Genomic DNA, 23,798 nt, shown 5'->3' on the forward strand with positions numbered 1-23,798 from the left:
CGCACTCCCTGTCAGACCGGACCAGTCACCAGTTTGTTCCCGAACGAGGGCCACGGGAAGGCAGGCATAACGAACAGGTCGCGAACCGTCTCACGCGCACGCAGGCGTAACGGGTTGCACAGGCCAGGCCACCGCACACGACCTGCGAGAACGCCGCACCGAGACAGGAAATGCCTGCCGTTACGGCTTGAGGAGAGGGACCTATGACCAGCAACGGGCGTTGCGCACTATGCGACGGCACGATGCCTCCCGCCACCTCCGAGCAACGCAGGTCCTACTGCTCCAACGCATGCCGCCAACGGGCGTATCGCCGCCGGGTCACCGTCTCCACGGCAGCGCCCGTCACCAGGCAGAACGTGCGCGTGCTCTCGAACCTGCCCGCGGCGCGCGACACGTTCGTCGGCCGCCAGCAGGAGCTGTCGAAGCTCGACCAGCTCCTGCGCAGGCATCGTCTCGTTACGCTCGTCGGCAGTGCGGGTGCGGGCAAGACGAGGCTCGCGCTGGAGGCCGCGGGAAGGCTGCGGCGCGGACGGACGGACCGGGTCCTCCTGGTCGAGCTGGGCGAGATCACCGCTTCCCGAGACGTCATGCCCGCCCTCGCTGACGCGCTCGGGGTCACCGTCCAGTCCGACGAACCGTTGCGCGACACCGTGGTCGAGACGCTCGTGAACATGAAGGTGCTCGTGGTCCTCGACAACTGCGAGCACCTCCTCGACACCTGCGCCGAGCTCACCGACGTGCTGCTCAACCGCTGCCCCGGCGTCCGGGTGCTCGCGACGTCGCGCGAAGCCCTGTGGATCACCGGCGAGGTCAGCTTCCACGTCGAGGGCCTGCCCGTTCCCTCGACGGACCGGGACCTGGTCACGACGGCGGCGCCGCGCTCCGAGGCCGTGAAGCTGTTCGTGGACAGGGCGCGCGAGCGCAAGCCCGACTTCCGGCTGACGCTCGACGACACCGCGGCGGTCGCCCTGTTGTGCGCACGGCTGGAAGGCATGCCGCTCGCGATCGAACTGGCGGCGCGCTGGGTGCAGTTGTTGCCGGTAACGGCCATTTGCGACCGCATGGACGAGCCCCTGGAACTGCTGACGCTGGGCTGCCGCAAGTCGCCGTCGCGCCAGAGCTCGCTGCGCGAGGCCATCGACTGGAGCTACCAGCTGCTGCAGCCGGACGAGCAGTTCGCGCTGCGGCGGCTGTCCGTCTTCGACGGTGGCTTCGACCTGGCCGCGGCCAACGAGGTCTGCTCGTCGGAACGCTCCGCGGAGCCCGTGCTGGACGTGCTGTCACGGCTGCAGGCCAAGTCGTTGCTGGCGGCCATCCCCGGCACGACGAGGTTCCGCCAGCTGGAGACGATCCGCTTGCACGCCAGGGAGAAGCTGCTGGCGGCCGGCGAGCTGGACATCGCCTACGAGGCGCTGGCGCGCTGGTTCACCGACCTCTCCGACGTGCTGATCACCGCGCCGCTGTCGATGCCCGCGGACGTGCAGCACAAGCTCGACAACCACGTCGACAGCCTGCTCGGCACCGTCGAGTGGGCGGCCGACCGCGCCGACGAACGGTTGCTGCTGCTCACCGCGGCCCTGGCGGACTGCACCGCGCGACGCGGACTGCTCGGCCAGGCGCGGGTGATGCTGCGGGACGCGCTGCGCCGGCCGTCCACCCGGGACGACTACCGCTGCGTGGCGCTGAACCACGCCGCCCGGTTCGCGGCCGAGCAGGGCGACCACGACGAGGCCGCCGCACTCTCCGCCGAGGCGTCGCGGCTGGTCAGGGACATCGGACAGCCCGCGCTGGTGATGAGCAGCCGCAGCACCCTGGCGGCGGTGCAGCAGTCGTCCGGCGAGTGGGAGGCGTCGGTCGAGAACAACACCGAGTGCCTGCGCGTCGCGGAGTTGCTGGGCGAGCCCCTCGCGCGTGCGACGGCGTTGGTCGATCTGGCGCGCACGGCCTTGTCGCTGGGCAAGCACGAACGTGCCGAGAAGAACGTCATGTCCGCGTTGCCCATCTCGCGCGCGTCAGGCGTTCCCGCGCGCATCGCCTCGGCTCTCAACACACGCGGCGCCGTCGCGTTGGTGCAGGGCGACCTGGACGAGGCCACCCACGCCTTCCAGGAGGCGTTGCGAATGGACGGTCTCAACCCGTTGACCGCGCCGGACGCGTTGGAAGGCCTTGCCGTGGTGGCCTTGACGCGCGGTCAGGCCGAGCGCGCGCTACGGCTGGAGGCGACCGGACGGGCCATGCGCCGATCGGTCGGTGTGGTGCCGAACCCGTTCTGGGCGGAGAAGGTCGCCGGTGCCATGCGCACCGCACGGCTGATGCTGCCCGCCGCACGCGCAGAGGCCGCGGCCACTCCGTTGACCGCCGCGGACACCGAGGCGTTCATCCAGGACGAGGTGTGGCTGGACCGCACGGAGGCGGCGTTCGACTCCCTCGACGACCACGAGCGGCGGGTGGTCGCGTTGCTGGCGAGCGGGCTCACGAACCAGCAGATCGCGAACCGGCTCAACGTGTCGGTGCGGACCGTGGCCTCCCGGCTGCAGCGGCTGCGGGACAAGCTGGGGCTGCAGAGCCGGGAGGACGTCGCGGCCTGGGGTGCGGAGCGCGCTATCGGCTGAGCGCGTACACGTTCACCCACAGCCGGCAGATCTCCTTCGCCGCGACACGGGCGTCGGAGGCAGTGCACGCCGCCAGCCGCAACACCTCGGAGTCGCGGGCCGCGGAGGCGCTGGGAATCGCGAGCACCGTCATCCCGGCCGCGTGCGCGGAACGGATCCCCGACGCGGAGTCTTCGACCGCGAGGACGTTCACGGGATCGAGGCCGAGCTTGCGCGCGGCGAGCAGGTACGCGTCGGGCGCGGGCTTGCCGTTCACGACGTCGTCGCCCGTCACGATCGCCTCCACGTGCCGCCGGAGTCCGGATGCCGACGCGGCGGCCCGCACGTACCGCCGCGGTGACGCCGACACCAGTCCGACCGGCCCGAGTTCTGCCGCCAGGGCAACGAGTTCCGCCGCGCCGGGCAGCAAGCCGAACGTGCCGCGCGCGATCGCGTCGACCATGCCGTCCACGCACTCGGACACCGCGCGTTCCGGTGTGAGGCCATGGCACCGTTGCGCGAGGTAGGCACTCCAGTTCGCGGTGCTCGTGCCCTGGATCGCCACCCAGTCGGCGTGGGTCCAGCGGTGGTCGTGGCGGGCCGCGACGGTGCCGATCACCTGGTTCCAGGTCGCGGCGCTGTCGACGAGGGTCTCGTCGAGGTCGAAGACGGTCGCGAGCAGCGTCACAGCGCGACCGCGCTCTCCCGCGCGAACGCCGCGAGTTGCTCGATGGACACCAGTTTCAGCCAGTGCCGGTCCGCGAACGCCCTGAGCTGCGGCAGCCGCGCGACGCCGCCGTCCTCGTCGCAGACCTCGCTGATCACGGCGACGGGCTCGCACCCGGCCAGCCTCATCAGCTCGACGGCGGCCTCGGTGTGCCCGCGCCGCTCGTCCAGGCCGCCTGCCCTGGCGCGCAACGGGAACACGTGTCCAGGCCGGCGCACGTCCTGCGGAGTGCTCGACGGATCAGCGAGAACGCGCAGCGTGCGGGCGCGGTCGGCGGCGGAGATGCCGGAGTCGATGCCGCTCGTGGCGTCGACGGAGACGGTGTAGGCGGTACCTTCGGGATCCTCGTTGTCCTGGACCATCAGCGGCAGCCGCATCCGGTCGGCGACCTCGGGGGCCACCGGCGCGCAGATCAGACCGCTCGTGTGCCGCACGTAGAACGCCAGTGCCTGCCGGGTGGCGTGCTCGGCGGCCATGACCAGGTCGCCTTCGTTCTCGCGGTCCTCGTCGTCGACGACGATCACCGGCCGGCCTGCGCGCAGGTCGGCGACGGCCGCCGGGACCGAGTCGAGGCTTGGTGTGCGTTTTGCCTGTTCAGGAACGGTGAGGTTCACGTCCTCATCGTTGGGAACGGGCGGGGGTGACGCTCGGCGGACGAGTCGGTTTGACCCGAAGGTGCGAACTTCCCGACGACTGCCGTCTTGGCCCGGCCCAAATGGTTAACCAACCAGCCGGAATCTGGACGGCCGGGAGCAGCTAAACCGTTTTCGGACTGCTCCGTTCGAGTGACGGCAGAGGTCTAGACCTTGACCTTCGAGTGGTCTAAACCACATCGTTCCGGTACCCCCTGCGACTGAGGAGACCGATGTCCAAGTCCCGATGGCATCTAGCTGCTCTCTTCGCGGCTGTCGCCGCGATGGTCCTCGGAATCGTCGTCGTGCCCGCTGCTAGCGGCGCCGGTGGCGTTTCCGCCACGTTCTCCAAGGGTTCTGACTGGGGAACGGGCTTCGAGGGCAAGTACACGATCAAGAACAACAGCGCGGCGGCCCTGACCGCGTGGACCGTCGAGTTCACGCTCCCCGCCAACCACAAGGTGACCTCGCTGTGGGACGGCTCGTACACGACGAGCGGCCAGACCGTCACGGTCAAGAACACCTGGAACGGCAGCATCGCCGTCGGCGGGTCGGTGAGCTTCGGCTTCAACGGCTCGTACACCGGCACGTTCGGTGCGCCGACCAACTGCAAGCTCAACGGTGGCTCGTGTGAGGCCGGCGGGACCAACCCGACGACGACCACGACGACCACGACCACCACCACGACGACCACGACCACCACGACGACGACCGGCCCGCCCCCGCCTCCGGGGAAGATCAACCTGGGCTACTTCGCGGAGTGGGGCGTGTACCCGGCGCGCAACTACCAGGTGAAGAACATCGACACCTCGGGTTCGGCGTCGAAGCTCACGCACATCAACTACGCGTTCGGCAACGTGACCGGCGGCAAGTGCACCATCGGTGAGGCCTACCCCGCCATCGAGAAGTCGATGACGGCGGCGGAGAGCGTCGACGGCGTCGCTGACACCTGGGACGCGCCGGTGCGCGGCAACTTCAACCAGCTGATGAAGCTCAAGAAGAAGTACCCGCACCTCAAGGTGCTCTACTCGTTCGGTGGCTGGACCTGGTCCGGTGGTTTCGGTGATGCGTCGAAGAACCTGCAGACGTTCGTCGACTCCTGCTACAGCCTGCTCGAGGACCCGCGCTGGGCGAGCCTGTTCGATGGCATCGACATCGACTGGGAGTACCCGAACGCGTGTGGTCTGTCGTGCGACACCAGTGGCTTCGCGGCATACAAGAACATGATGCAGAAGCTGCGCGAGCGGTTCGGCCCGAACTACCTCGTCACCTCGGCGATCACCGCTGACGGCTCCGACGGCGGCAAGATCGACGCGGCTGACTACGGTGGCGCGGCGCCGTTCCAGGACTGGTTCAACGTCATGACGTACGACTACTTCGGTGCGTGGGCGGCCAAGGGCCCGACGGCTCCGCACTCCCCGCTGACGTCGTACACCGGCATCCCGACCGCCGGCTTCAACTCCGAGGCCGCGATCTCCAAGCTGCGCTCCAAGGGCATTCCGGCCAGCAAGCTCCTGCTCGGCATCGGCTTCTACGGCCGCGGCTGGACCGGTGTGACGCAGGCTGCCCCCGGTGGCACGGCGACGGGTCCGGCTCCGGGCACCTTCGAGGCGGGCATCGAGGACTACAAGGTCCTGAAGACCAAGTGCCCCGCCACCGGCACCATCGCCGGCACGGCCTACGCGTTCTGCAACGGCGAGTGGTGGAGCTACGACACCCCGCAGACGATCACCAGCAAGATCCAGTGGGCACGCGGCCAGGGTCTCGGCGGCGCGTTCTTCTGGGAGCTCAACGGTGACACCGCGAACGGTGAGTTGATCACAGCGATGAAGAACGCCCTCGGGTAGTCCTTCACAACGCCGGGAGGGGAGCTGGGTCAACCCAGCTCCCCTTTTGTGTGCCCGGAATCAGCAGAAGACCTCGGTCAGGAGCTTGTTGAAGGCGTCGCCGGGGTCGCCCTGGGCGGGACCGCTGGTGGCGCTGAGCTCGAAGCGCTTCTTGCTGTCGGGCGTGGTCATCATCTCCGACGAGTAGCCGGGGATGCCGCCTCCGTGACCCCACACCTTGGTGCCGCACGGCAACGTCTGCACCTGCAGGCCGAGTCCGTACTCCGGGCTCACGGCCGTCGTCCTGCTGATCTCCTGCTGCTGCGCGGGCTTGAGCAGCCTGCCGCTCGACAGGGCCGTGACGAACGTGTCCAGGTCGCGCGTCGTGGAGATCATCTCGCCGGCCGCCCAGGCGACCGACGGGTTGATGCGGGTGATGTCGGACGGCTTGCCCGCGACGGTCCAGTAGCCGTGGGCGTGCGGGCCGCTGATGCGGACCTCGTCTCCCGGCACCTCGGTGTCGTCGAGGCGCAACGGCTTCAGGATCCGCTGCTCGACCGCCTTCTCGTAGGGCTTGCCGGTGATCTTCTCGATCAGCAGACCGGCTACGACGTAGTTGGTGTTGGAGTAGCTCCACTTCGTGCCGGGCTCGAAGTCGAGCGGCTTGGACGTCGAGAGCGCGAGGAGCTCCTGCGGAGACCAGCTCTTGTAGCGGATCTGCTCGAACTCCTCGGGACTGAGCGGCAACGCGTCGGTGTAGTTGAAGAGCCCGCTCGTGTGCTGCAGAACCTGGCGCACGGTGATGCGGCTGTCGATCAGGCCGGGCAGGTAGCGGACGACCGGGGCGTCCAGGTCGATCTTGCCCTCACCGGCGAGCTGCAGCGTCACCGTGGACACGAACGTCTTGGTGATGCTGCCGACGCGGAACCTGCCGTTCTGCGGCACGGGCCTGGCGCTGTTCAGCTCGGCCTTGCCGGAGGCGGCCGTGAAGCGCTGCCGCCCGTCCACGACTCTGGCCTGCACGCCCAGAGCCGCCCCGCTCCGCGTGATCTGGTCCAGGGCCTGCTGGACGACCTCGCGGTCCACGCTCGACGTGTCCGCCGACGCGACGCCCGCGGTGGTCAGAGCCAGCAGGCTCGCTGCGGTAACTGTGGCTACCAATCGATTCCCCATGCTCACACCCTGTCGTTGCGGGGTGCCGGCCCGCATCCACCTTCAGTCGTACGAAGGCCCTAGGGGTTTCGCTGAGGAACCACCGGCGGGAGACGGGATGTCCCCTGCTCCGTTCAGCAGAAGATCTCGTTGATCAGCTTGTCGTAGGCGTTCGTCGGGTCGCCCGTGCCGACGCCGGCGCTGATGGACAACTCCGCCCGCCGCTTCAGGTCCGGCGTCGAGTAGGCGTAGCTCGCGAAGCCGGGCACGCCACCGGGGTGGCCGATGATCATCGTGCCGCGCGGGGCCTTCTCCACGAAGACGCCGAGGCCGTAGTCGGTGCTCACCGGGGTCGTCCTCGTCAGTTCGGCCTGCTGGGCGGGCTTGAGCAGCTTGCCGGTGAGCAGTGCGGCGTAGAAGGTGTCGAGGTCCCTGGTGGTCGTGATGACGCCGCCGACCGCCCAGCAGACGGACGGGTTCCAGCGCGTGGTGTCGACCGGCTGCCCGTTCACGATCCCGTACGAGTGCGCGTGCGGGCCGCGGATCTCCGGGTCGTCACCGGGGAACGTGGTCTCGTGCAGGCGCAGCGGCTTCAGAACGCGCTGTGCGACGACCTGCTCGTACTCGCGGCCGGTGACCTTCTCGATCAGCATGCCGAGGATGACGTAGTTGGTGTTGTTGTACTCCTACCTGGTGCCGGGCTGCGGTTTGGCGCTTCGGCGTGAAATCGGGCGGCGGTCGGGCCCCGCCCTCCCAAGGGGGCTGACCACCAGGCCTCTCCACGCTATTCGCAAATTCGGTCCGTCAAGGGGCCGCTCGCCGATCTGTGGACAACTCCGCAGGCCCCGGTGAGTTGTCCATAGATCGCCGGACGGGGGCTTGACAGCGCGTTCCCGCAGGTAAAGTCAGGTTCCTGCCACCTGGGTGGTCAGCCCCCGGGAGGGTGGGGCCCTGCCCGCCGGAACCGACCGACATGCCACTCCAGGCGCTGGTTGTTCATCTCCGCGGTGCCGGACCACGCGGTGAAGCGGGTCCGCCACCCGACATGCGGATCTGAGCGCTCTGGGCCGTCCCGGCGGTGATCATGTCGTCAGGCCCTCCTGGACGACCCGGCGGTCGACCTGGGTCTCGTCGGCGACGGCGGTTCCGGTGAAGAGCAGGCTGAATGCGGCCAGAGTGGCGAGCAAGCGTGTGCCCATGCCCCCACAATGCTTCAGTAGGGCCGTTTTGCTGCATTCATGGCCGAAACGAGCATGGGACGCACTTTCGGCCAATGCACGTCCTTCTGGCAGGAGAACGGCGGCAGGAAGCCGCCGCACCTGCCGGAGCCGGCGCCGATCTCCCACACGAAGCTCGGCACGCCCAGGTCGTCGTACACCCAGTCGTCGGTGGCGCCGGAGGCGTTGTAGAGCACCTCGCCCGGCTGACCGGCCGTGTAGCCGGACAGCGCGGCCATGTCGTTCGCGATCCTGCGCAGGGCGGCGTCGTTGCCCGTCTTCTGCGTGCTCCACCCCCACGGGAAGAGCACGTAGTTGCCGTAGCTGTGCATGGAGATCACGGCGCCGGTCGTGTCGGCGGAGGCGGCCGCGGTGTCACCCGGTGCGCGGGTGTCGCGGTAGAGCTTGCGCCACAACGACTCCAGTGCCTGCACCTCCACCTCGGAGTCGGCGCGCGAGCCGCGGTAGGTCTCGCTGCACTTGTTCGTGGACGAGCCGACCTCGCCCCAGTGCGAGCCCGCGTTGCGGTTGAGGTCGACGCCGCGCGGTCCGGAGGTGCACGTGCCGTTGGCGTTCTTGCGCTGCAGCACGGGCGAGTCGCCGCCGGACTCGACGATCTCGACGCCGTCCGGGTTGGCGATCGGGACGACCCAGATCTCCAGGTCGTCGAGCATCGCCGTGAGGTCGGAGCCGACCAGGTCGTCGACGAACCGCCACGCCATGTCGCCGGTGGTGATCTCGCGGGCGTGCAGCTGGCCCATCACGAACAGGCGTGGTTTCGGCGCGGCGGGCGTCAACGCGCAGTCGCCCGGGCTCTTGCGGGTGATGCAGACGGCTTTCAGGTCGTACCCGCCGGCGCCCTGGGTCTTGCGCCAGGAGTCGCCGTAGTCGACGACTGTCGCGAGATCGGGGTGGGCGCGGGCGACCTCGTCGAGGTGGGCGAGGTGCGCGGTGATCGTCCGGTACCCGCCGTAGTAGGTCGTGCTTCCGAGCGAGCGCGGCTCACGCTGGGACGGGGGCATCACCGTCTCGACGGTGGACCGGTAGCCGTCGGAGCGGAGCTCCTGCGCGGTCCGAGAGTCGCCGACGACGAACAGGTCGGCGCCGTCGCGCTGTTCCAGCACGTCGTAACCCAGGCCCAGCAACCGTTGCGCGGAGTCGCCCACCGGCGCGGGCACGCGCAGCACGTATGTCGCTTGTGGACCTTCCGCTGGTGCCGGCGCGGGGCTGAGGAGGAGGGCGAGGCAGGCGAGCAGGGCGACGGCGGTCCGCATGATGGATGATCATCGGCCGTCCGGCCGATCGCCGCCACTCCGTTCGACCGACCGGATGATTACCGTCCGGTTCTTGGGACGCGGGCGGCAGCCGTTTGGCGCGGTGTGACGAAAATCAATATCATTCCGCTTGGCAACGCCACAGTTGTTGTGAGGAAAGGGGAGCGCAGGGCATGGACCACCTTTACAACGACGGTACCGCCGAGTTCTCCTTCCCCTGGCGCGGTTCTCCCGCGGACGACGACGAAGGGCTGGAGCCGACCGTCGTGCGCAGCGTGGACTGACGAAACTCAGAGCGTCTGCGAGGTCCTGAGCCGGTGCGCCAGCGCCGTGTGGCGGCGGCCCGCGCCGACCGTGCGGACGGCCTGGCCGATGGCCCTCTTGCTGCCCACGAGCACGACGAGCTTCTTCGCGCGCGTGACGGCGGTGTAGAGCAGGTTCCGTTGCAGCATCATCCACGCGCTGGTCGTGATCGGGATGACCACGCACGGGTACTCGCTGCCCTGTGAGCGGTGGATGGTCATGGCGTAGGCGTGGCTGAGCTCGTCCAGCTCGGAGAACTCGTAGTCGACCTCCTCGTCCTCGTCGGTGCGGATCGTCAGCTTCTGCTCGACCGGGTCGAGCGCGATGACGACGCCCAGGGTGCCGTTGAAGACGCCGTTGCGGCCCTTGTCGTAGTTGTTGCGGATCTGGGTGACCTTGTCGCCGAGCTTGAACACCCTGCCGCCGAAGCGCTTCTCCGGCAGGTTGTCGCGGGAGGGCGTGAGGGCTTCCTGCAGGACGGTGTTGAGCGCGCCGGCGCCGGCCGGGCCGCGGTGCATCGGAGCGAGGACCTGGATGTCCTTGCGCGGGTCGAGGCGGAACTTGCGCGGGATGCGGTTCGCGACGACGTCGACGGTCAGCGTCGCCGCGTCCTCGGCCTCGTCGGCGCTGAAGAGGAAGAAGTCCGGCAGCCCCTGGACGACCGGGTAGTCGCCGCTGTTGATGCGGTGGGCGTTCGTGACCACACCGGACTCCTGGGCCTGGCGGAAGATGTGCGTCAGGCGGACGTTCGGGATCGGGCTCCCCTGCGCCAGCACGTCCCTGAGCACCTCCCCCGCGCCGACGGACGGCAGCTGGTCGACGTCGCCGACCAGGAGCAGGTGCGCGCCGGGCGGGACGGCCTTCACGAGCTTGTTGGCCAGCAGCAGGTCGAGCATCGAGGCCTCGTCGACGACCACCAGGTCGGCGTCGAGCGGGTGGTCGCGGTCGTACGCCGCGTCGCCGCCGGGCTTGAGCTCGAGCAGGCGGTGGACGGTGCGCGCCTCGTGGCCGGTCAGCTCGGTGAGGCGTTTCGCGGCGCGTCCGGTGGGGGCGGCCAGGACGATCTTGGCGCGTTTCGCCTGGGCCAGGCGGACGATCGAGCGGACCGTGAAGCTCTTGCCGCAGCCGGGGCCACCGGTCAGCACCGCGACCTTCTGCGTCAGGGCCAGCTTGACCGCCGCCGCCTGGTGCTCCTCGAGGTCGGTGCCGAGCCAGGCGAGGGCCTTGTCCCAGTCGACGGTGGCGAAGGCGGGCATGCGGTCGGTGTCCGCGTGCAGCAGCCGTTTGAGCTGCGCCGCCATCGAGATCTCGGCGCGGTGGAACGGCACCAGGTAGACGGCGATCTCGTCGTCCGGGAGCTCCTCGCGGACCACGCCCTCCTCCTCGACGAGCTCCGCCAGGCAGTCGATGACCAGGCCGGTGTCGACCTGGAGGATCTTGATGGCGTCCGCGATGAGGGCCTGTTCGGGCAGGTAGCAGTTGCCGTCGGTGGTGGCCTCGGAGAGCGTGAACTGCAGGCCGGCCTTGACGCGCTGCGGGCTGTCGTGCGGGATGCCGACGGCCTTCGCGATCACGTCGGCGGTCTTGAAGCCGATCCCCCAGACGTCGTTCGCCAGCCGGTACGGCTCCTCCCGGACGACTTCGATGGCCTTGTCCCCGTACTGCTTGTAGACGCGGACGGCGAGGCTCGTGGAGACGCCGACGCCCTGCAGGAAGACCATGACCTCCTTGATGGCCTTCTGCTCCTCCCAGGCGTCCGCGATGAGCTTGGTGCGCTTCGGGCCGAGCTTCGGGACCTCGATGAGGCGTTCCGGGGAGTGCTCGATGACGTCCAGGGCGTCCACGCCGAAGTGGGTGACGATCTTGTCCGCGAGCACCGGGCCGATGCCCTTGATCAGGCCGGAGCCGAGGTAGCGGCGGATGCCCTGGATGGTCGCGGGCAGGACCGTCGTGTAGTCGTCGACGTGGAACTGCTTGCCGTACTGCGGGTGCGAGCCCCAGGTGCCCCGCATGCGGATCGACTCACCGGGCTGCGCGCCGAGCAGCGCGCCGACGACCGTGACCAGGTCACCGCGCCCGGTGTCCACCTTGGCGACGGTGTAGCCGTTGTCCTCGTTGGCGTAGGTGATCCTCTCCAGGACCGCTTCGAGGACGTTCATGCCGAGAACCTACAAGCTTCTGCACACGATCTTCACAACTTGTCCCGGCGTCCTCCACGACATACCCATAAAGTCGCCGTCATGACAGGTCAGCGCAGGGTGCTCGTCGTGGAGGACGACATCACGATCGCCGAGTCCGTGGCCGCGCGGCTGCGCGCCGAGGGGTTCGTCGTGTCGGTGGCCCACGACGGGCCCTCCGGGGTCGCCCAGGCGGCCGCGTTCCTCCCTGACCTGGTCGTTCTCGACGTGATGCTGCCGGGGTTCGACGGGCTCGAGGTGTGCCGGCGGATCCAGGCGTCGCGGTCGGTCCCGGTGCTGATGCTGACCGCGCGGGGGGACGAGACCGACCTGCTGGTCGGGCTCGCCGTGGGGGCGGACGACTACCTGACGAAGCCGTTCTCGATGCGCGAACTGGCGGCACGCGTGCACGTGCTGCTGCGGCGGGTGTCGCGGGCGGCGTCGACGCAGTCGATGGAGCTGGGCGACCTGGTGATCGACCTGGCCTCGCGGCGGGTGTCGCGGTCCGGCGTCGAGGCGCACCTGACGCCGACCGAGTACGACCTGCTGGTGTTCCTGGCCGAGCGGCCGTCCGCCGTGCAGGCCAGGGAGCGGTTGCTGGCGGAGGCGTGCGGGTGGCACGAGGGGGCGTCGTCGCGGACGGTCGACAGCCACGTGAAGGCGCTGCGGCGCAAGCTCGGGGCCGACCTGATCCGGACCGTGCACGGAGTGGGGTACGCGCTGGAGGTCCCCGCCAAGAAGGTGTCTTCGTGAGGCGGTTGCTGGAACTGCTCGACATGCTGCCGCGTCCGCTGGACTCGGTGCGGTCGATCAAGCTCAAGCTCGGCATCGTGATCGTGGTGTCCGGGTGCGTCTCGTTCGCCTACTTCCGTTACGTGACCGGGTGGTTGCCGCCTCGCACGACGCTCATCGCCCTGGTGCTGGGGCTGCTGACCTCGCAGTTGCTGGCACACGGCATGACCTCGCCGTTGCGGGAGATGACCTCTGCCGCGCGGTCGATGGCGTCCGGGGACTACTCGCGGTCGGTCCGGGCCACCTCGTCCGACGAGGTCGGGCAGCTGGCCGAGGCGTTCACGGTGATGGCCGCCGACCTCGCCGCCGCGGACCAGCAGCGGCGGGAGCTGATCGCGAACGTCTCGCACGAGCTGCGGACCCCGATCTCGGCGTTGCAGGCCGTGCTGGAGAACGTGGTCGACGGGGTGGCGGTGGCGGACGCGGCGACCATGCGGACCGCCTTGGCGCAGACCGAGCGGCTCGGGCGGCTGGTCACGGAGCTGCTGGACCTGTCGAAGATCGACGCCGGCGTGCTGTCGCTGAACCGCGAGACGCTGTCCGTCTCATCGCTGGTCGCGGACGTGGTGGCGGAGGCCGCGGTGGCCGCGCCGTCGGCCTCGTTCTCGATCGACGTGGCCGGGGACCTGACCGTTCTCGCCGACGGGGAGCGGTTGCACCAGGTGCTGGTGAACCTGGTGGACAACGCCGCCCGGCACGGACCCACCGGGGGGTTGGTGTCCGTGACCGGGTACTCGTCGGCTTCGTGCGTGGTGCTGGAGGTCCGGGACGAGGGGCCGGGCATCGCGCCGGCCGACCGCTCGCGGATCTTCGAGAGGTTCACCCGAGGGGAGAGGGCGGGCGGTGGCGGGACCGGGCTCGGGCTCGCCATCGCCCGGTGGGTGGTGGACCTGCACGGCGGGACGATCGCCGTGGTGGATCCCGGGTCGTGCATCCGGGTGACCTTGCCCCGCTGACTTCTGGCTGACCTTGTTCGTCCGCACCCGCGATCGCCGGTGCGGCGGTGAAGCGCGCCCGTTCTCGGGCTTGGGAGAGAGACATGACTGACTCGACGCCTTCGGCTGACTCGTCTGAGACGCCCGAGGAGAAGGCCGCCGCGCGGCGGAGGTACCGGCACTTCCGGAAGGTCGGGTATCGGCCGGTGTCCGGAGAGGGGGAGTCGGCGGGCGCTGGGGGCTCGCCGAAGCCCGCGGAGGGTGAGGGCGTCGGCGAACGCGCTGACGAGGCCGTCGGCGAACGCGCTCGTGAAGATGTCGGTGAGCGCGCTCGTGAGGATGTCGGTGAGCACGCCAGCGAACACGCTGGTGAGGACGCTGGCAAACGCGCTGGCAAGCGCGCTGGCGAAGCCGGGGCAGGCTCGCGCAGGGGTACCCCCGAGCCGGGAACCCCTGCGACTCAACCTACTCGGAGGGTCCGACAAGATCAGTCGGCGAAGGTGGAGGCGAAGGCGAAGCCCGCCGAGGCCGCTGAAGCTCCCGAGTCCACCGAGTCCACCGAGTCCACCGAGGCCGCTGAAGCCCGCGAGGCCTCCGAGAGCCAGACGCGCCCCGAGAAGAAGCACGCCGCGGTCGAGGACAAGCCCAAGCCCGTAGAGGTGCCCTCGCCTGCTCCAGTCGTCACCGCCACCCTGCCCCCACCGTCCCCGTGGCAGGGCCCGCCCCGCTACCCCGCCCCAGCGGGCGCCATGACCGCCCCGGGGGTGCCGTTCATGCCCTGGTGGCGGCCACCCACGACCGGCGCGCCCGGCAAAGCCCTGGTCGCGGGCCTGGCCGCGGGTCTGGGCGGGGCGTTCCTCGCCGTGCCGAACAACGGCATCGGCTGGTTCCTGGCGGGACTCGTCGGTGTCGGCGGCGTGCTGTTCTACGCGGGTCGGCCGACCGTCGAGCGGGCGTTGTGGCTGGCGGGCGCGCTGGCGTTCCTCGCCATGGGCTTCCTGCGGGCCGCGGAGTGGGTGTTCCCGCTGTCGCTGATGGCGTCGATGTTGTGCGGTTCGATCGCGATGGCGGGCGGGAAGACCGTGCGGGGGCTCGTGTTCGGCGCCGTGGGTGTCGGGCTGGGTGGGCTCCGGGCCATTCCCTGGGTCGCCAAGGGGTTCCGCAGGCGGGGGCCGATCGGGGTGCGGCCGTTCATCTCCGTCGGTGTGGCGCTCGTGTTGCTGGTGGTCTTCGGGTCGCTGCTGGCCGGGGCGGACAAGGGGTTCAGCGACTTCCTCGAAGGTCTGGTGCCGGAGCTCGAACTCGGCACGTACGTGCAGAAGGTCTTCTACGGGGTCGTCGCGGCGCTTGGCGCTTTGGGCGCCTGTTACCTGGTGGCGGCGCCGCCGGAGATCGACGAGGACGCCGAGGTCAAGCCGGGGTCGTTGCGGCTCAAGGACTACGGGCTGCCCGTCGGCGTGCTCGTGTTGCTGTTCACCGGGTTCGTGGGGACGCAGCTCGCGGTTCTGTTCGGTGGCGAGGCCTACGTGATGAAGACGGCGGGCGTGACGTTCGCCGAGTACGCGCGGACCGGGTTCTGGCAGCTGCTGTGGGTCGCCGTCCTCACGCTCGGCGTGATCGCCGGCGTCGCGCGGTTCGCCGTGAAGAAGACGAAGCAGGAACAGTTGTGGCTGCGGGTGTTGCTCGGTTCGCTCGCTGTTCTCACGCTCGTCATCGTGGCGAGTGCCTTGAGCCGCATGTGGTTCTACCAGCAGGCGTACGGGTGGACGGTGCTGCGGCTGCTCGTCGCGTCGTGCGAGGTGTGGCTGGCGGTCGTGTACCTGATGGTGATCGCGAGCGGGATCTCGTTGCGCGCCAACTGGTTGCCCAAGGCGATCGTGGCCACCGGTGCCGCGTTCTTCCTCGCGGTGGTGACGATGAACCCCGAACGGGTGGTCGCCGACTACAACGTGTCGCGGTTCGAGGCGACGAAGAAGATCGACACGTACTACCTGTCGCAGTTGTCGGAGGACGCGGTGCCCGCGCTGGTCAGGTTGCCGGCACATGAACGCTCGTGTGCCTTGCGGTGGATGAAGAACCGCACCGTCGAGCAGGACTGGCGGGAGTGGAACCTCGCGCGCCACAACGCGAAATCATCACTCGAAGGTGTTGCGGTGACTGAGGTCACCTGTGAGGGTGCGTACTCAGGAGAGAGGTAGTCCGTTACGTGGCTGTAAAGTTGTGCAGCTACCGGTTGCCGAGAGGGTGAGAAGTGACGCTGACGTGACGATCGCGGCTGAACCCGTTGTCCTTCGATCGATGTTCACCGCAGGCGAGGCGCCTCCACCGCGCACCCTCCTGGACATCCTGCGCGCGAGTGCCGACGAGCACCCGGACGCGCTGGCCGTCGACGACGGCACCACCGCGCTGACGTACCGCGCACTGATCACGGAAGTACTGGAGCTCAAGGAAAAGCTCGCCGCCGAAGGCATCGGGGTCGGCGACCGGGTCGGCGTTCGCGTGCCGTCCGGCACCGCCGACCTCTACGTCTCGATCCTGGCGACCCTCGCGGCCGGCGCGGCCTACGTGCCGGTCGACTTCGAGGACCCGGACGAGCGCGCCGAGCTCGTTTTCGGTGAGGCGCAAGTGGGTGCGGTGCTCGGCGAGGGCCGTTCCCTCACGCGGCACGGCACCACGCTCGGCATGCCCGGCGAGCCGGGTCTGGACAACGACGCGTGGATCATCTTCACGTCCGGTTCGACCGGCAAGCCCAAGGGCGTCGCGGTGACGCACCGCAACGCCGCCGCGTTCGTGGACGCCGAGGCGCGCCTGTTCCTGCGGGACGAGCCGATCGGGCCGGACGACCGCGTGCTGGCGGGGCTCTCCGTCGCGTTCGACGCCTCCTGCGAGGAGATGTGGCTCGCGTGGCGCCACGGCGCCTGCCTGGTGCCCGCGCCGCGCTCGCTGGTGCGCACGGGCATGGACCTGGGCCCGTGGCTGGTCGAACAGGAGATCACCGTCGTCTCCACGGTGCCGACGCTGGCCGCGCTGTGGCCCGTCGAGGCGCTGGACGACGTCCGCCTGCTGATCTTCGGCGGTGAGGCCTGCCCGCCCGAGCTGGCCGAACGGCTCGCCGTCGACGGCCGCGAGGTCTGGAACACCTACGGGCCGACGGAAGCGACCGTCGTGGCCTGCGCCGCGCAGATGACCGGCACCGGTCCCGTGCGCATCGGCCTGCCGCTGGACGGCTGGGAGCTCGTCGTCGTCGACGCGGCCGGCGAGGTCGTGCCGATGGGCGAGTCCGGTGAGCTGGTGATCGGCGGCGTCGGCCTGGCGCGCTACCTCGACGTCGAGAAGGACGCGCAGAAGTACGCGCCGCTGCCCTCGATGGGCTGGGACCGCGCGTACCGCAGCGGTGACATGGTCCGCGCGGAGCCGGAAGGCCTCGTCTTCCTCGGCCGCGCGGACGAGCAGATCAAGCTCGGCGGCCGCCGCATCGAGCTCGGCGAGGTCGACGCGGCGCTGGCGGCGCTGCCCGGCATCGCCGGTGCCGCCGCCGCCGTGCGCACGACGCGGGGCGGCAACCAGATCCTCGTCGGCTACGTGGTGACCGACGGCGAGTTCGACCAGGACGCGGCCGTCGAACAGCTGCGCGCGGAGCTGCCCGCGGCTCTCGTCCCGCTGATCGCCGTGGTCGAGACGCTGCCGACGCGCACGTCCGGCAAGGTCGACCGCGCCGCGCTGCCGTGGCCGCTCGAGTCGATGGACACCGCCGGAGTGGTGTTCTCCGGGGTCGAGGGCTGGCTCGCGGAGCAGTGGGCCGCGGTGCTCGGTTCCGGGCCCGCTTCCGAGGGCGCGAACTTCTTCGCGTCCGGCGGCAGCTCGCTCGGTGCCGCGCAGCTGGTCTCGATGGTCCGCACGCGGTACCCGAGCACGTCGGTGTCGGACATCTACCAGAACCCGACGCTGTACAAGCTGGCTCGCCGGCTGGAGTCCTACGGCGAGGCCGCGGAGGTGCACGAGGTCACCCCGACGCCCCGCTGGACCGGCGTCGTCCAGACGCTGCTGATGGTCCCGCTGCTCACGATCGCCGGTGCCCGCTGGGTCGTCGCGCTGACGGCCCTGTCGAACGTGCTGGGCTGGACGTCCGTGTCGTGGTGGTGGGTGGCCGCGGGCTTCGCGGTCTTCCTCAGCCCCGCCGGACGCCTCGCGATCTCCGCCGGTGGCGCCCGCCTGCTGCTGCGCGGGGTGAAGCCCGGCGAGTACCCGCGCGGCGGTTCCGTCCACCTGCGGCTGTGGACCGCCGAGATGCTGGCGCAGATGTCGCGCGCCACCGAGCTCTCCGGTTCGTGGGTCACGCACTACGCGCGAGCGCTGGGCGCGAAGATCGGCCCCGGCGTCGACCTGCACTCGCTGCCGCCGGTCACGGGCATGCTCAAGGTCGGGCGCGGCGCCGCCGTCGAACCCGAGGTCGACCTGTCCGGCTGGTGGCTCGACGGCGACCGGCTGCGCATCGGACGCATCCGGATCGGCGCGGGCGCGACCGTCGGTGCGCGCAGCACGCTGTTCCCCGGCGCGCGGATCGGCAAGAAGGCCGAGGTGGCGCCCGGTTCGGGTGTCGTCAGGTCCGTGCCGACCGGCCAGCGCTGGTCCGGTGTGCCCGCCACCCGCGAGGGCAAGGCGGCGCGGTCGTTCCCGTCGCGCCGTCCGGAGCGGTCGCGCTTCTGGAACCTCATGTACGGCGTCTCGTCCGGCCTGCTGGCCGCCCTGCCGCTGCTGGCGGCGGCTCCGGCCCTGCTCTACGTGCTGCGGCAGCCGGTCACGCTGACGTCGGCGCTGTGGGACGTTCCCGTCGCCTCGGCGATCTGGTTCGGCACCTACGCGCTGCTGATCCTGGTGTCGGTCCGGCTGCTGGGCATCGGCATGCGCGAGGGCCACTACCCCGTGCACAGCCGTGCCGCGTGGGCGGCGTGGACGACCGAGCGCTTGATGAACAACGCGCGCTCGGCCCTGTTCCCGCTGTACGCGTCGCTGTTCACGCCGGTGTGGCTGCGGCTGCTCGGCATGAAGGTCGGCCGCCACGTGGAGGCCTCGACCGTCGTCGCGCTGCCGAAGATGACCCGCGTGGGCGACGGCGCGTTCCTGGCCGACGACACGATGGTCGCGACGTACGAGCTCGGCGGTGGCTGGCTGCGCATCGCCACGGCTCGCGTGGGCAAGCGGGCGTTCCTGGGCAACTCGGGCATGACCGCGCCGGGCCGCAACGTCCCGAAGGGCGGGCTCGTCGGCGTGCTGTCGGCGGCCCCGAAGCGGGCCAAGGCCGGCTCGTCGTACCTGGGCATGCCGCCGATGAAGCTGCCGCGCGCCGCCGAGGTGTCGGACCAGTCGCGCACGTTCGACCCGCCCAAGCACCTCATGTGGGCGCGAGCGCTGGTCGAGCTGTGCCGGTTCGTCCCGGTGATGCTGAACGTCGCGCTGGTCGTGCTGGTGCTGTTCGCGCTGAAGGAGTTCGGACTCTGGTGGTCCGGCGTCGTGCTGCTCGGTGCCGGTGTGGCCGCGTGCCTGGTGGCCGTCGTCGCCAAGTGGACGCTCGTGGGCCGCTTCAAGGTGCGCGAGTACCCGCTGTGGTCGGCGTTCGTGTGGCGCAACGAGCTGGCGGACACGTTCGTCGAGGTGCTCGCGGTGCCGTGGCTCATCGGGTTCTCCGGTGGCACGCCGCTGATGAACCTGTGGCTGCGCTCGCTGGGCGCGTCGGTGGGCCGTGGCGCGTGGTGCGAGTCGTACTGGCTGCCCGAGGCCGACCTGGTGTCCCTGGGCGCCGGCGCGACGGTCAACCGGGGCTGTGTCGTGCAGACGCACCTGTTCCACGACCGGATCCTGCGGATGGACCGCGTGGAGCTGGGCGCGGGTTCCACTTTGGGCCCGCACGGCATCGTGCTGCCCGGGGTGTCCGTGGGCGCTCACACCACGATCGGACCCGCCTCGCTCGTCATGCGCGGAGAGGATGTACCGTCGGGAACCCGTTGGCTGGGCAACCCGATCTCCGCGTGGACATGAGCTTCTCCGTACACCATTACGCACTAGAGCTTGACTACAAGCCGTACTCCGCGCGTCTGTCCGGGCGCGCGGTGCTGCAGGCTTCCTGCACCTCGCTGTCGTCGTTCTCGTTGTCCTTCGGTCCACTGCGGATCTCGAAGGTGCTGGTGAACGGCAAACCCGCGCGGTACGGGCACGCCGGCGGCGTGCTGAACGTGCGCGCGGCCGTGCGCGGGGCCTTCTCGGTCGAGGTCCGCTACTCGGGCGTGCCGGTGCCGGTGGCGACGCCCGAGTGGGGCGACCTCGGCTGGGACCAGCTCACCGACGGTGCGATCGTGGCGTCCCAGCCGATCGGGGCGCCGTCGTGGTTCCCGTGCCTGGACGACCCGTCCTCGAAGGCCTCGTACCACCTGGAGGTGACGGCGCCTTCGCCGTACACGGTGGTGTGCAACGGAGTGCTGGTGGACGGCAAGGTGTCGGGCAGCTCGACTCGGTGGACTTACTCGATGGCCGCACCGATGGCGACCTACCTCGCGACCGTCCAGATCGGACAGTATGTCGAGGCGCTGCCGAACGTGTGGGCGCCGGCCCGGCTGCGCCGGCTCGTGGCGCACGACTTCGGCCGGCAGGACGCGATGATCGAGCTGTTCTCGTCGCTGTTCGGGCCGTACCCGTTCGCGAGGTACTCGGTCGTGGTGACCGATGACGCACTCGACGTTCCCGTTGAGGCGCAAGGGTTGTCGACGTTCGGGGCCAACCACGTGGACGGCCGCCGGGGTTCGGAGCGGCTGGTGGCGCACGAGCTGGCCCACCAGTGGTTCGGCAACTCGGTCGGGATCGCCGCGTGGGAGCACATCTGGCTCAACGAGGGCTTCGCCTGCTACTCGGAGTGGATCTGGTCCGAGGCTTCCGGAGGCCGGTCCGCCGACGCCTGTGCCGCCGCCGCACGGGATCTGCTGCGCCGGTTGCCGCAGAACCTGGTGATCGGACGGCCTCCGCGCGCGGACTGGTTCGACGACCGCGTCTACAAGCGCGGGGCGTTGACCTTGCACGCGCTGCGCCGCGAGATGGGCGACGACTCGTTCTTCGCGCTGCTGCGCGAGTGGTGCGCCCGCAACCGGCACGGCGTGGTGACGACCGAGGACTTCCTCTCGCTGGCCGGGCACCGGGAACTGCTCACCCGCTGGCTCTTCAAGCCCGAACTGCCTCGCTAGGCCGTGTCCCGGAAGTTCGTCCGGTGGCAGGCGCGGGCGAGAGACCCGGAGACGGCGCCGCCGCGATGCCCTCATACCGGGTTGTATTCGGGCGTCGCGGCGGTGTCGTCTCCGGGGCCCTCGGCCGCTACTGCCGCCCGACGGTACTTCCGGGACACGGCCTAGACCACTTCCACACCAGCGGCGGGCGGCCACCCTTGGGCAACGCGGCCGCGTGCTCGCTGGTGCGGCCGAGGCCCGGCACGCGGTCCATCGTGCGGCCCAGGTTGGCCGGGTAGGGCCGGTCGCCGGTCAGCGACTCGGTGACGTCGAGCGCCTGCGCCGTCGTGAACTCGGGTCCGAGCAGGCCGGCGGTGAACGGCACGTCGCGCCACAGCTTGTCCGCCAGCATCGGCCGGCAGTCGGCGACGATCCGGTCGTGGTCGAAGGCCAGCGCGGGCACGGCGTCGAGCCGGCTCCAGACGGCCAGGTCACCGGTCGGCCTGGTCACCGTGGCCCACAGCGCGATCGACAGCGTCGGGCCGCGCGGGTCACGCGACGGCTCGTCGAACGTGGCGAGCTGGCCGGTCGCCGTCACGGACTTCTCGGCGAGGCCCAGCTTGCCGGTGACGGCCCTGGTGGTCGCGTCGCGCAGCCGTTCTCCCTTGCCCAGCAGGACGCCGGCCAGCGCCAGTTCGCCCGCGAACGGCTCCTGTGCGCGTGGTGCCACCCCCACGAGCACGGCGCGTGCGTCTGGATCAAACCGGAGCACGATCACGTCCACCGACACCAACGTCGACTCGATCATGTGCTGAATTCTCCCGCACCGCGTAGTCCGCCCTGGTCGGCCCCGTGCCGGTGACGAGGACGTCCACTCCGAGGAGGTCCTCCAGGTACGTCACGGGGTCGGACAGGTCTTCCAGGGCCCCGCCGATGGCGACCTTCAGGCCGCCCGCGTCGAGGTGGGTCACCGCCAGTCCGTCGATGCCGCCGCAGCAGTCCACGGAGTAGCGCAGCAGGGTGGCATCCAGGTGCCCGGCCCGCCACGCGCCCTGGAACTCCCCCGTGCCGTTGTGCGCCTCGGGGAACCGGTCCAGGACTGACTGGTCCTCCGTCGGCAGCGGGCCCGCGCCGTGCCGCGTCTGGTAGGTCCTGGTCACGCCGAGCACGCGGGCCGGACGTCCGCCGAGCAGCGCCTTCGCGTTGCGCGGTGTGGTGGTGGACCAGGTCGTGTGCGGGTGGAACCCGTGGGTCTCGTCGAGCAGGACGCCCTGCGCGCCCTCGAAGACCAGCCGTCCGCTGTCGGCGAGCCGCCCTGCCTCGTCGCCGGTCGTGATCCGGACGGCGTCCGCGAACGCGGTGTAGAGCCCGACCAGTTCGCCGACGTCCGGGCCGTCGCCGATCAGCGGTTCGTAGAACCTCGCGAGCGCGTCCAGCCTGCGCCGGAGCACCGCGGGGTTCAGGCAGTCGCCGACGGTCGGGGCGGGGCCCGGCTCGCCGAGCACCCGCTGCCCCTCCACCACGTCCCCCTCGCTCGCCCCGGCGAGCAGCCCGTACCAGGCGGTCTCGCCGATCCCCTTGCCGCACGACCCGTGCCGGTCGCCTCCCCTGGCCCTCTCCCTGGCCCGGTTCGCGGCGACGTGGAACGGCGTCGTGAGCAGCGCGCCGGCGTCGACCGACATCAGCGAGAGCGGGTTCGCGACGCCGAGCGCCTCCAGTTCGCGCGACTCGGTCGCCAGCGCGATCGGTTCGACGAGCACGTACCGCGACAGCCAGGTCGGCACGCCCGCGAGCGTGCCCGACCCGAACTGGCTGAAGGTGTGGTGCCTGCCGCCGGCGATCACGTTGTGCGCGGCCTGCGCTCCCCCGTTGAACCGCACAACGGTGGACACGCCCCCCTCCGCGCACAACGCGTCGACGACGGCCCCCTTGCCCTCGTCGCCGAAGCCGAGCCCGACGACGATCACGTGGTCCTGGTTCATCAGCTCAGCGCCACGTCGTCGGGACCGTCGATGCCGAGCGGCGCGGCGACGACCGGCCGTGCGGCGTTGCCAACGGCGACCAGGGCCTTGCCGACGGCCTTGCTCTCGGCGACCGACCCGATCTCGGCGAGGTCCACGAGAGCCTGGTCGAGGTCGACCACGCGCTCCTCCATGCCGATCGTCGCGGCGATGAGCTCGCACACCGCGCCGGGGTCGTCCAGCTTGAGGAAGTTCTGCCCGAGGATCGCGCGCCAGTGGTCACCGATGCTGTCGTCGTTGAAGTACGACGACTGGTTGGGCAGGATGAAGTACACGTTCCACTTGAGAGCGAGCTCGCGGTACACCGACACCGGGTCGATGTCCTGCTTGACGTCGTCACCGATGATCCGGCGGATGTGCTTGGCCTCCAGCCGCGGCTTGTTCAGCTCGTCTCCGATGATGAACAGGTAGCCCTTCCGCCCGCGCTTCTGCCACGCGTCCGTGACCACGTGCCGCGCGATGAAGTACGCGGCCAGCTCGTAGGACTCGCTCTTCTGCCCGCCGCCGTTGCCCTCGAGGAAGATGTCCCGCAGCTGCTCGTCCATGCGGTTGTCCGACTCGAACTGACCGACCTGCAACGGCACGCGGTCGCTGTCGGCGTCCCCGATCCCGCCGAACATCAGCTGCGGGTCGGCGAGATATCCCTTGCGCTGCAACAGCCCGTGCAACTTACCGAGCTTGCCCTGCATGATCCGCGGCACCGCGCCCATCGATCCCGTCACGTCGAACAGCACCGCGATCGGTGTCGAGTCGGCGTGGTCGGGCGAGTCCCGGCACTCGCGGTACGCGACGTTCAGCGGGTCGAGCGCCGCCGCCGCCTTCCAGCTCGACGAAGGCGCCGACTTGATCGCGGCGGTGTAACCGAAGTCGGCGATCCCCTTGGCCGCGCGGAAGGTCTTCGCCGCCGCGTAAGCGTTGTCATCCCACTTGCCGTGTCCCATGG

General features: G+C 70.1%; 15 protein-coding genes and 1 pseudogene. 7 read left to right on the top strand and 9 right to left on the bottom strand.

Annotation, left to right across the window (positions count from 1 at the left end; genetic code table 11):
- Positions 1–203: 203 nt before the first annotated feature.
- Positions 204–2,612, top strand: coding sequence for an ATP-binding protein (locus tag ORI60_RS17220; protein WP_266038382.1), 2,409 nt, complete (start codon positions 204–206; stop codon positions 2,610–2,612).
- On the opposite strand, the gene ORI60_RS17225 is transcribed toward ORI60_RS17220, so the two are convergent.
- Both ORI60_RS17225 and ribB read right to left on the bottom strand, forming a co-directional pair.
- Positions 2,602–3,279, bottom strand: coding sequence for an HAD family hydrolase (locus ORI60_RS17225; RefSeq protein WP_266038383.1), 678 nt, complete (start codon positions 3,277–3,279; stop codon positions 2,602–2,604). The two genes, ORI60_RS17220 and ORI60_RS17225, sit on opposite strands and share 11 nt — an antisense overlap.
- Positions 3,276–3,932, bottom strand: coding sequence for a 3,4-dihydroxy-2-butanone-4-phosphate synthase (ribB, locus tag ORI60_RS17230; protein ID WP_266038385.1), 657 nt, complete (start codon positions 3,930–3,932; stop codon positions 3,276–3,278). The genes ORI60_RS17225 and ribB overlap by 4 nt, the downstream gene beginning before the upstream one ends.
- Before the next feature lie 251 nt (positions 3,933–4,183).
- On the opposite strand from ribB, the gene ORI60_RS17235 reads away from it, so the two are divergent.
- The gene (locus tag ORI60_RS17235; protein WP_266038386.1) at positions 4,184–5,797 is read left to right on the top strand and encodes a glycosyl hydrolase family 18 protein; all 1,614 of its coding nucleotides are present in this window, start codon (positions 4,184–4,186) and stop codon (positions 5,795–5,797) included.
- Positions 5,798–5,857: 60 nt separating this feature from the next.
- Here the strand turns inward: ORI60_RS17235 and ORI60_RS17240 are convergent, their stop codons facing one another.
- From ORI60_RS17240 to ORI60_RS17255, 4 genes and pseudogenes are all read right to left on the bottom strand, one after another.
- Positions 5,858–6,949, bottom strand: a complete 1,092-nt coding sequence (locus ORI60_RS17240) for a serine hydrolase domain-containing protein (protein ID WP_266038388.1) — start codon at positions 6,947–6,949, stop codon at positions 5,858–5,860.
- 113 nt (positions 6,950–7,062) lie between these two features.
- Positions 7,063–7,599 (bottom strand): annotated as a pseudogene (locus ORI60_RS17245) (serine hydrolase domain-containing protein); the annotation flags it as partial.
- A 542-nt stretch (positions 7,600–8,141) separates the two neighbouring features.
- A complete protein-coding gene (locus ORI60_RS17250; protein WP_266038389.1) occupies positions 8,142–9,419 on the bottom strand; it encodes a M14 family zinc carboxypeptidase in 1,278 nt (425 codons plus the stop codon).
- A gap of 290 nt (positions 9,420–9,709) precedes the next feature.
- Positions 9,710–11,881 (bottom strand): ATP-dependent RecD-like DNA helicase, encoded by a 2,172-nt coding sequence (locus ORI60_RS17255; RefSeq protein ID WP_266038391.1) that lies wholly within the window; start codon positions 11,879–11,881, stop codon positions 9,710–9,712.
- Positions 11,882–11,962: 81 nt separating this feature from the next.
- Between ORI60_RS17255 and ORI60_RS17260 the strand changes: the two genes are divergently transcribed.
- From ORI60_RS17260 to ORI60_RS17280, 5 genes are all read left to right on the top strand, one after another.
- The gene (locus ORI60_RS17260) at positions 11,963–12,652 is read left to right on the top strand and encodes a response regulator transcription factor (protein ID WP_266038393.1); all 690 of its coding nucleotides are present in this window, start codon (positions 11,963–11,965) and stop codon (positions 12,650–12,652) included.
- A 23-nt stretch (positions 12,653–12,675) separates the two neighbouring features.
- Positions 12,676–13,647 (top strand): HAMP domain-containing sensor histidine kinase, encoded by a 972-nt coding sequence (locus ORI60_RS17265; RefSeq protein ID WP_266038458.1) that lies wholly within the window; start codon positions 12,676–12,678, stop codon positions 13,645–13,647.
- Positions 13,648–14,126: 479 nt separating this feature from the next.
- Positions 14,127–15,824 carry a DUF4153 domain-containing protein gene (locus ORI60_RS17270; RefSeq protein WP_266038395.1) on the top strand — a complete coding sequence of 566 codons (1,698 nt, stop codon included), beginning with the start codon at positions 14,127–14,129 and terminating at the stop codon, positions 15,822–15,824.
- Positions 15,825–15,924: 100 nt separating this feature from the next.
- Positions 15,925–19,662, top strand: coding sequence for a Pls/PosA family non-ribosomal peptide synthetase (locus ORI60_RS17275; protein WP_266038397.1), 3,738 nt, complete (start codon positions 15,925–15,927; stop codon positions 19,660–19,662).
- Positions 19,659–20,855: a M1 family metallopeptidase gene (locus ORI60_RS17280; RefSeq protein ID WP_266038400.1), complete on the top strand. Its 1,197-nt coding sequence runs from the start codon at positions 19,659–19,661 to the stop codon at positions 20,853–20,855. Before ORI60_RS17275 ends, ORI60_RS17280 begins: the two co-directional genes overlap by 4 nt.
- 127 nt (positions 20,856–20,982) lie before the next feature.
- Here ORI60_RS17280 and ORI60_RS17285 read toward each other — a convergent pair whose 3' ends face one another.
- The 3 genes from ORI60_RS17285 to ORI60_RS17295 are packed head-to-tail and all read right to left on the bottom strand — an operon-like array spanning position 20,983 to position 23,796.
- Positions 20,983–21,642: an NUDIX hydrolase gene (locus tag ORI60_RS17285; RefSeq protein WP_266038402.1), complete on the bottom strand. Its 660-nt coding sequence runs from the start codon at positions 21,640–21,642 to the stop codon at positions 20,983–20,985.
- Positions 21,593–22,816, bottom strand: coding sequence for an adenylosuccinate synthetase (locus tag ORI60_RS17290; protein WP_266038404.1), 1,224 nt, complete (start codon positions 22,814–22,816; stop codon positions 21,593–21,595). Before ORI60_RS17290 ends, ORI60_RS17285 begins: the two co-directional genes overlap by 50 nt.
- Entirely contained in the window at positions 22,816–23,796 is a 981-nt protein-coding gene (locus ORI60_RS17295; protein ID WP_266038406.1) for a hypothetical protein, read from the bottom strand. The genes ORI60_RS17290 and ORI60_RS17295 overlap by 1 nt, the downstream gene beginning before the upstream one ends.
- Positions 23,797–23,798: the final 2 nt, after the last annotated feature.

This window comes from Lentzea sp. NEAU-D7, assembly GCF_026242055.1.
In the GTDB taxonomy this organism is placed as follows: Bacteria; Actinomycetota; Actinomycetes; order Mycobacteriales; family Pseudonocardiaceae; genus Lentzea.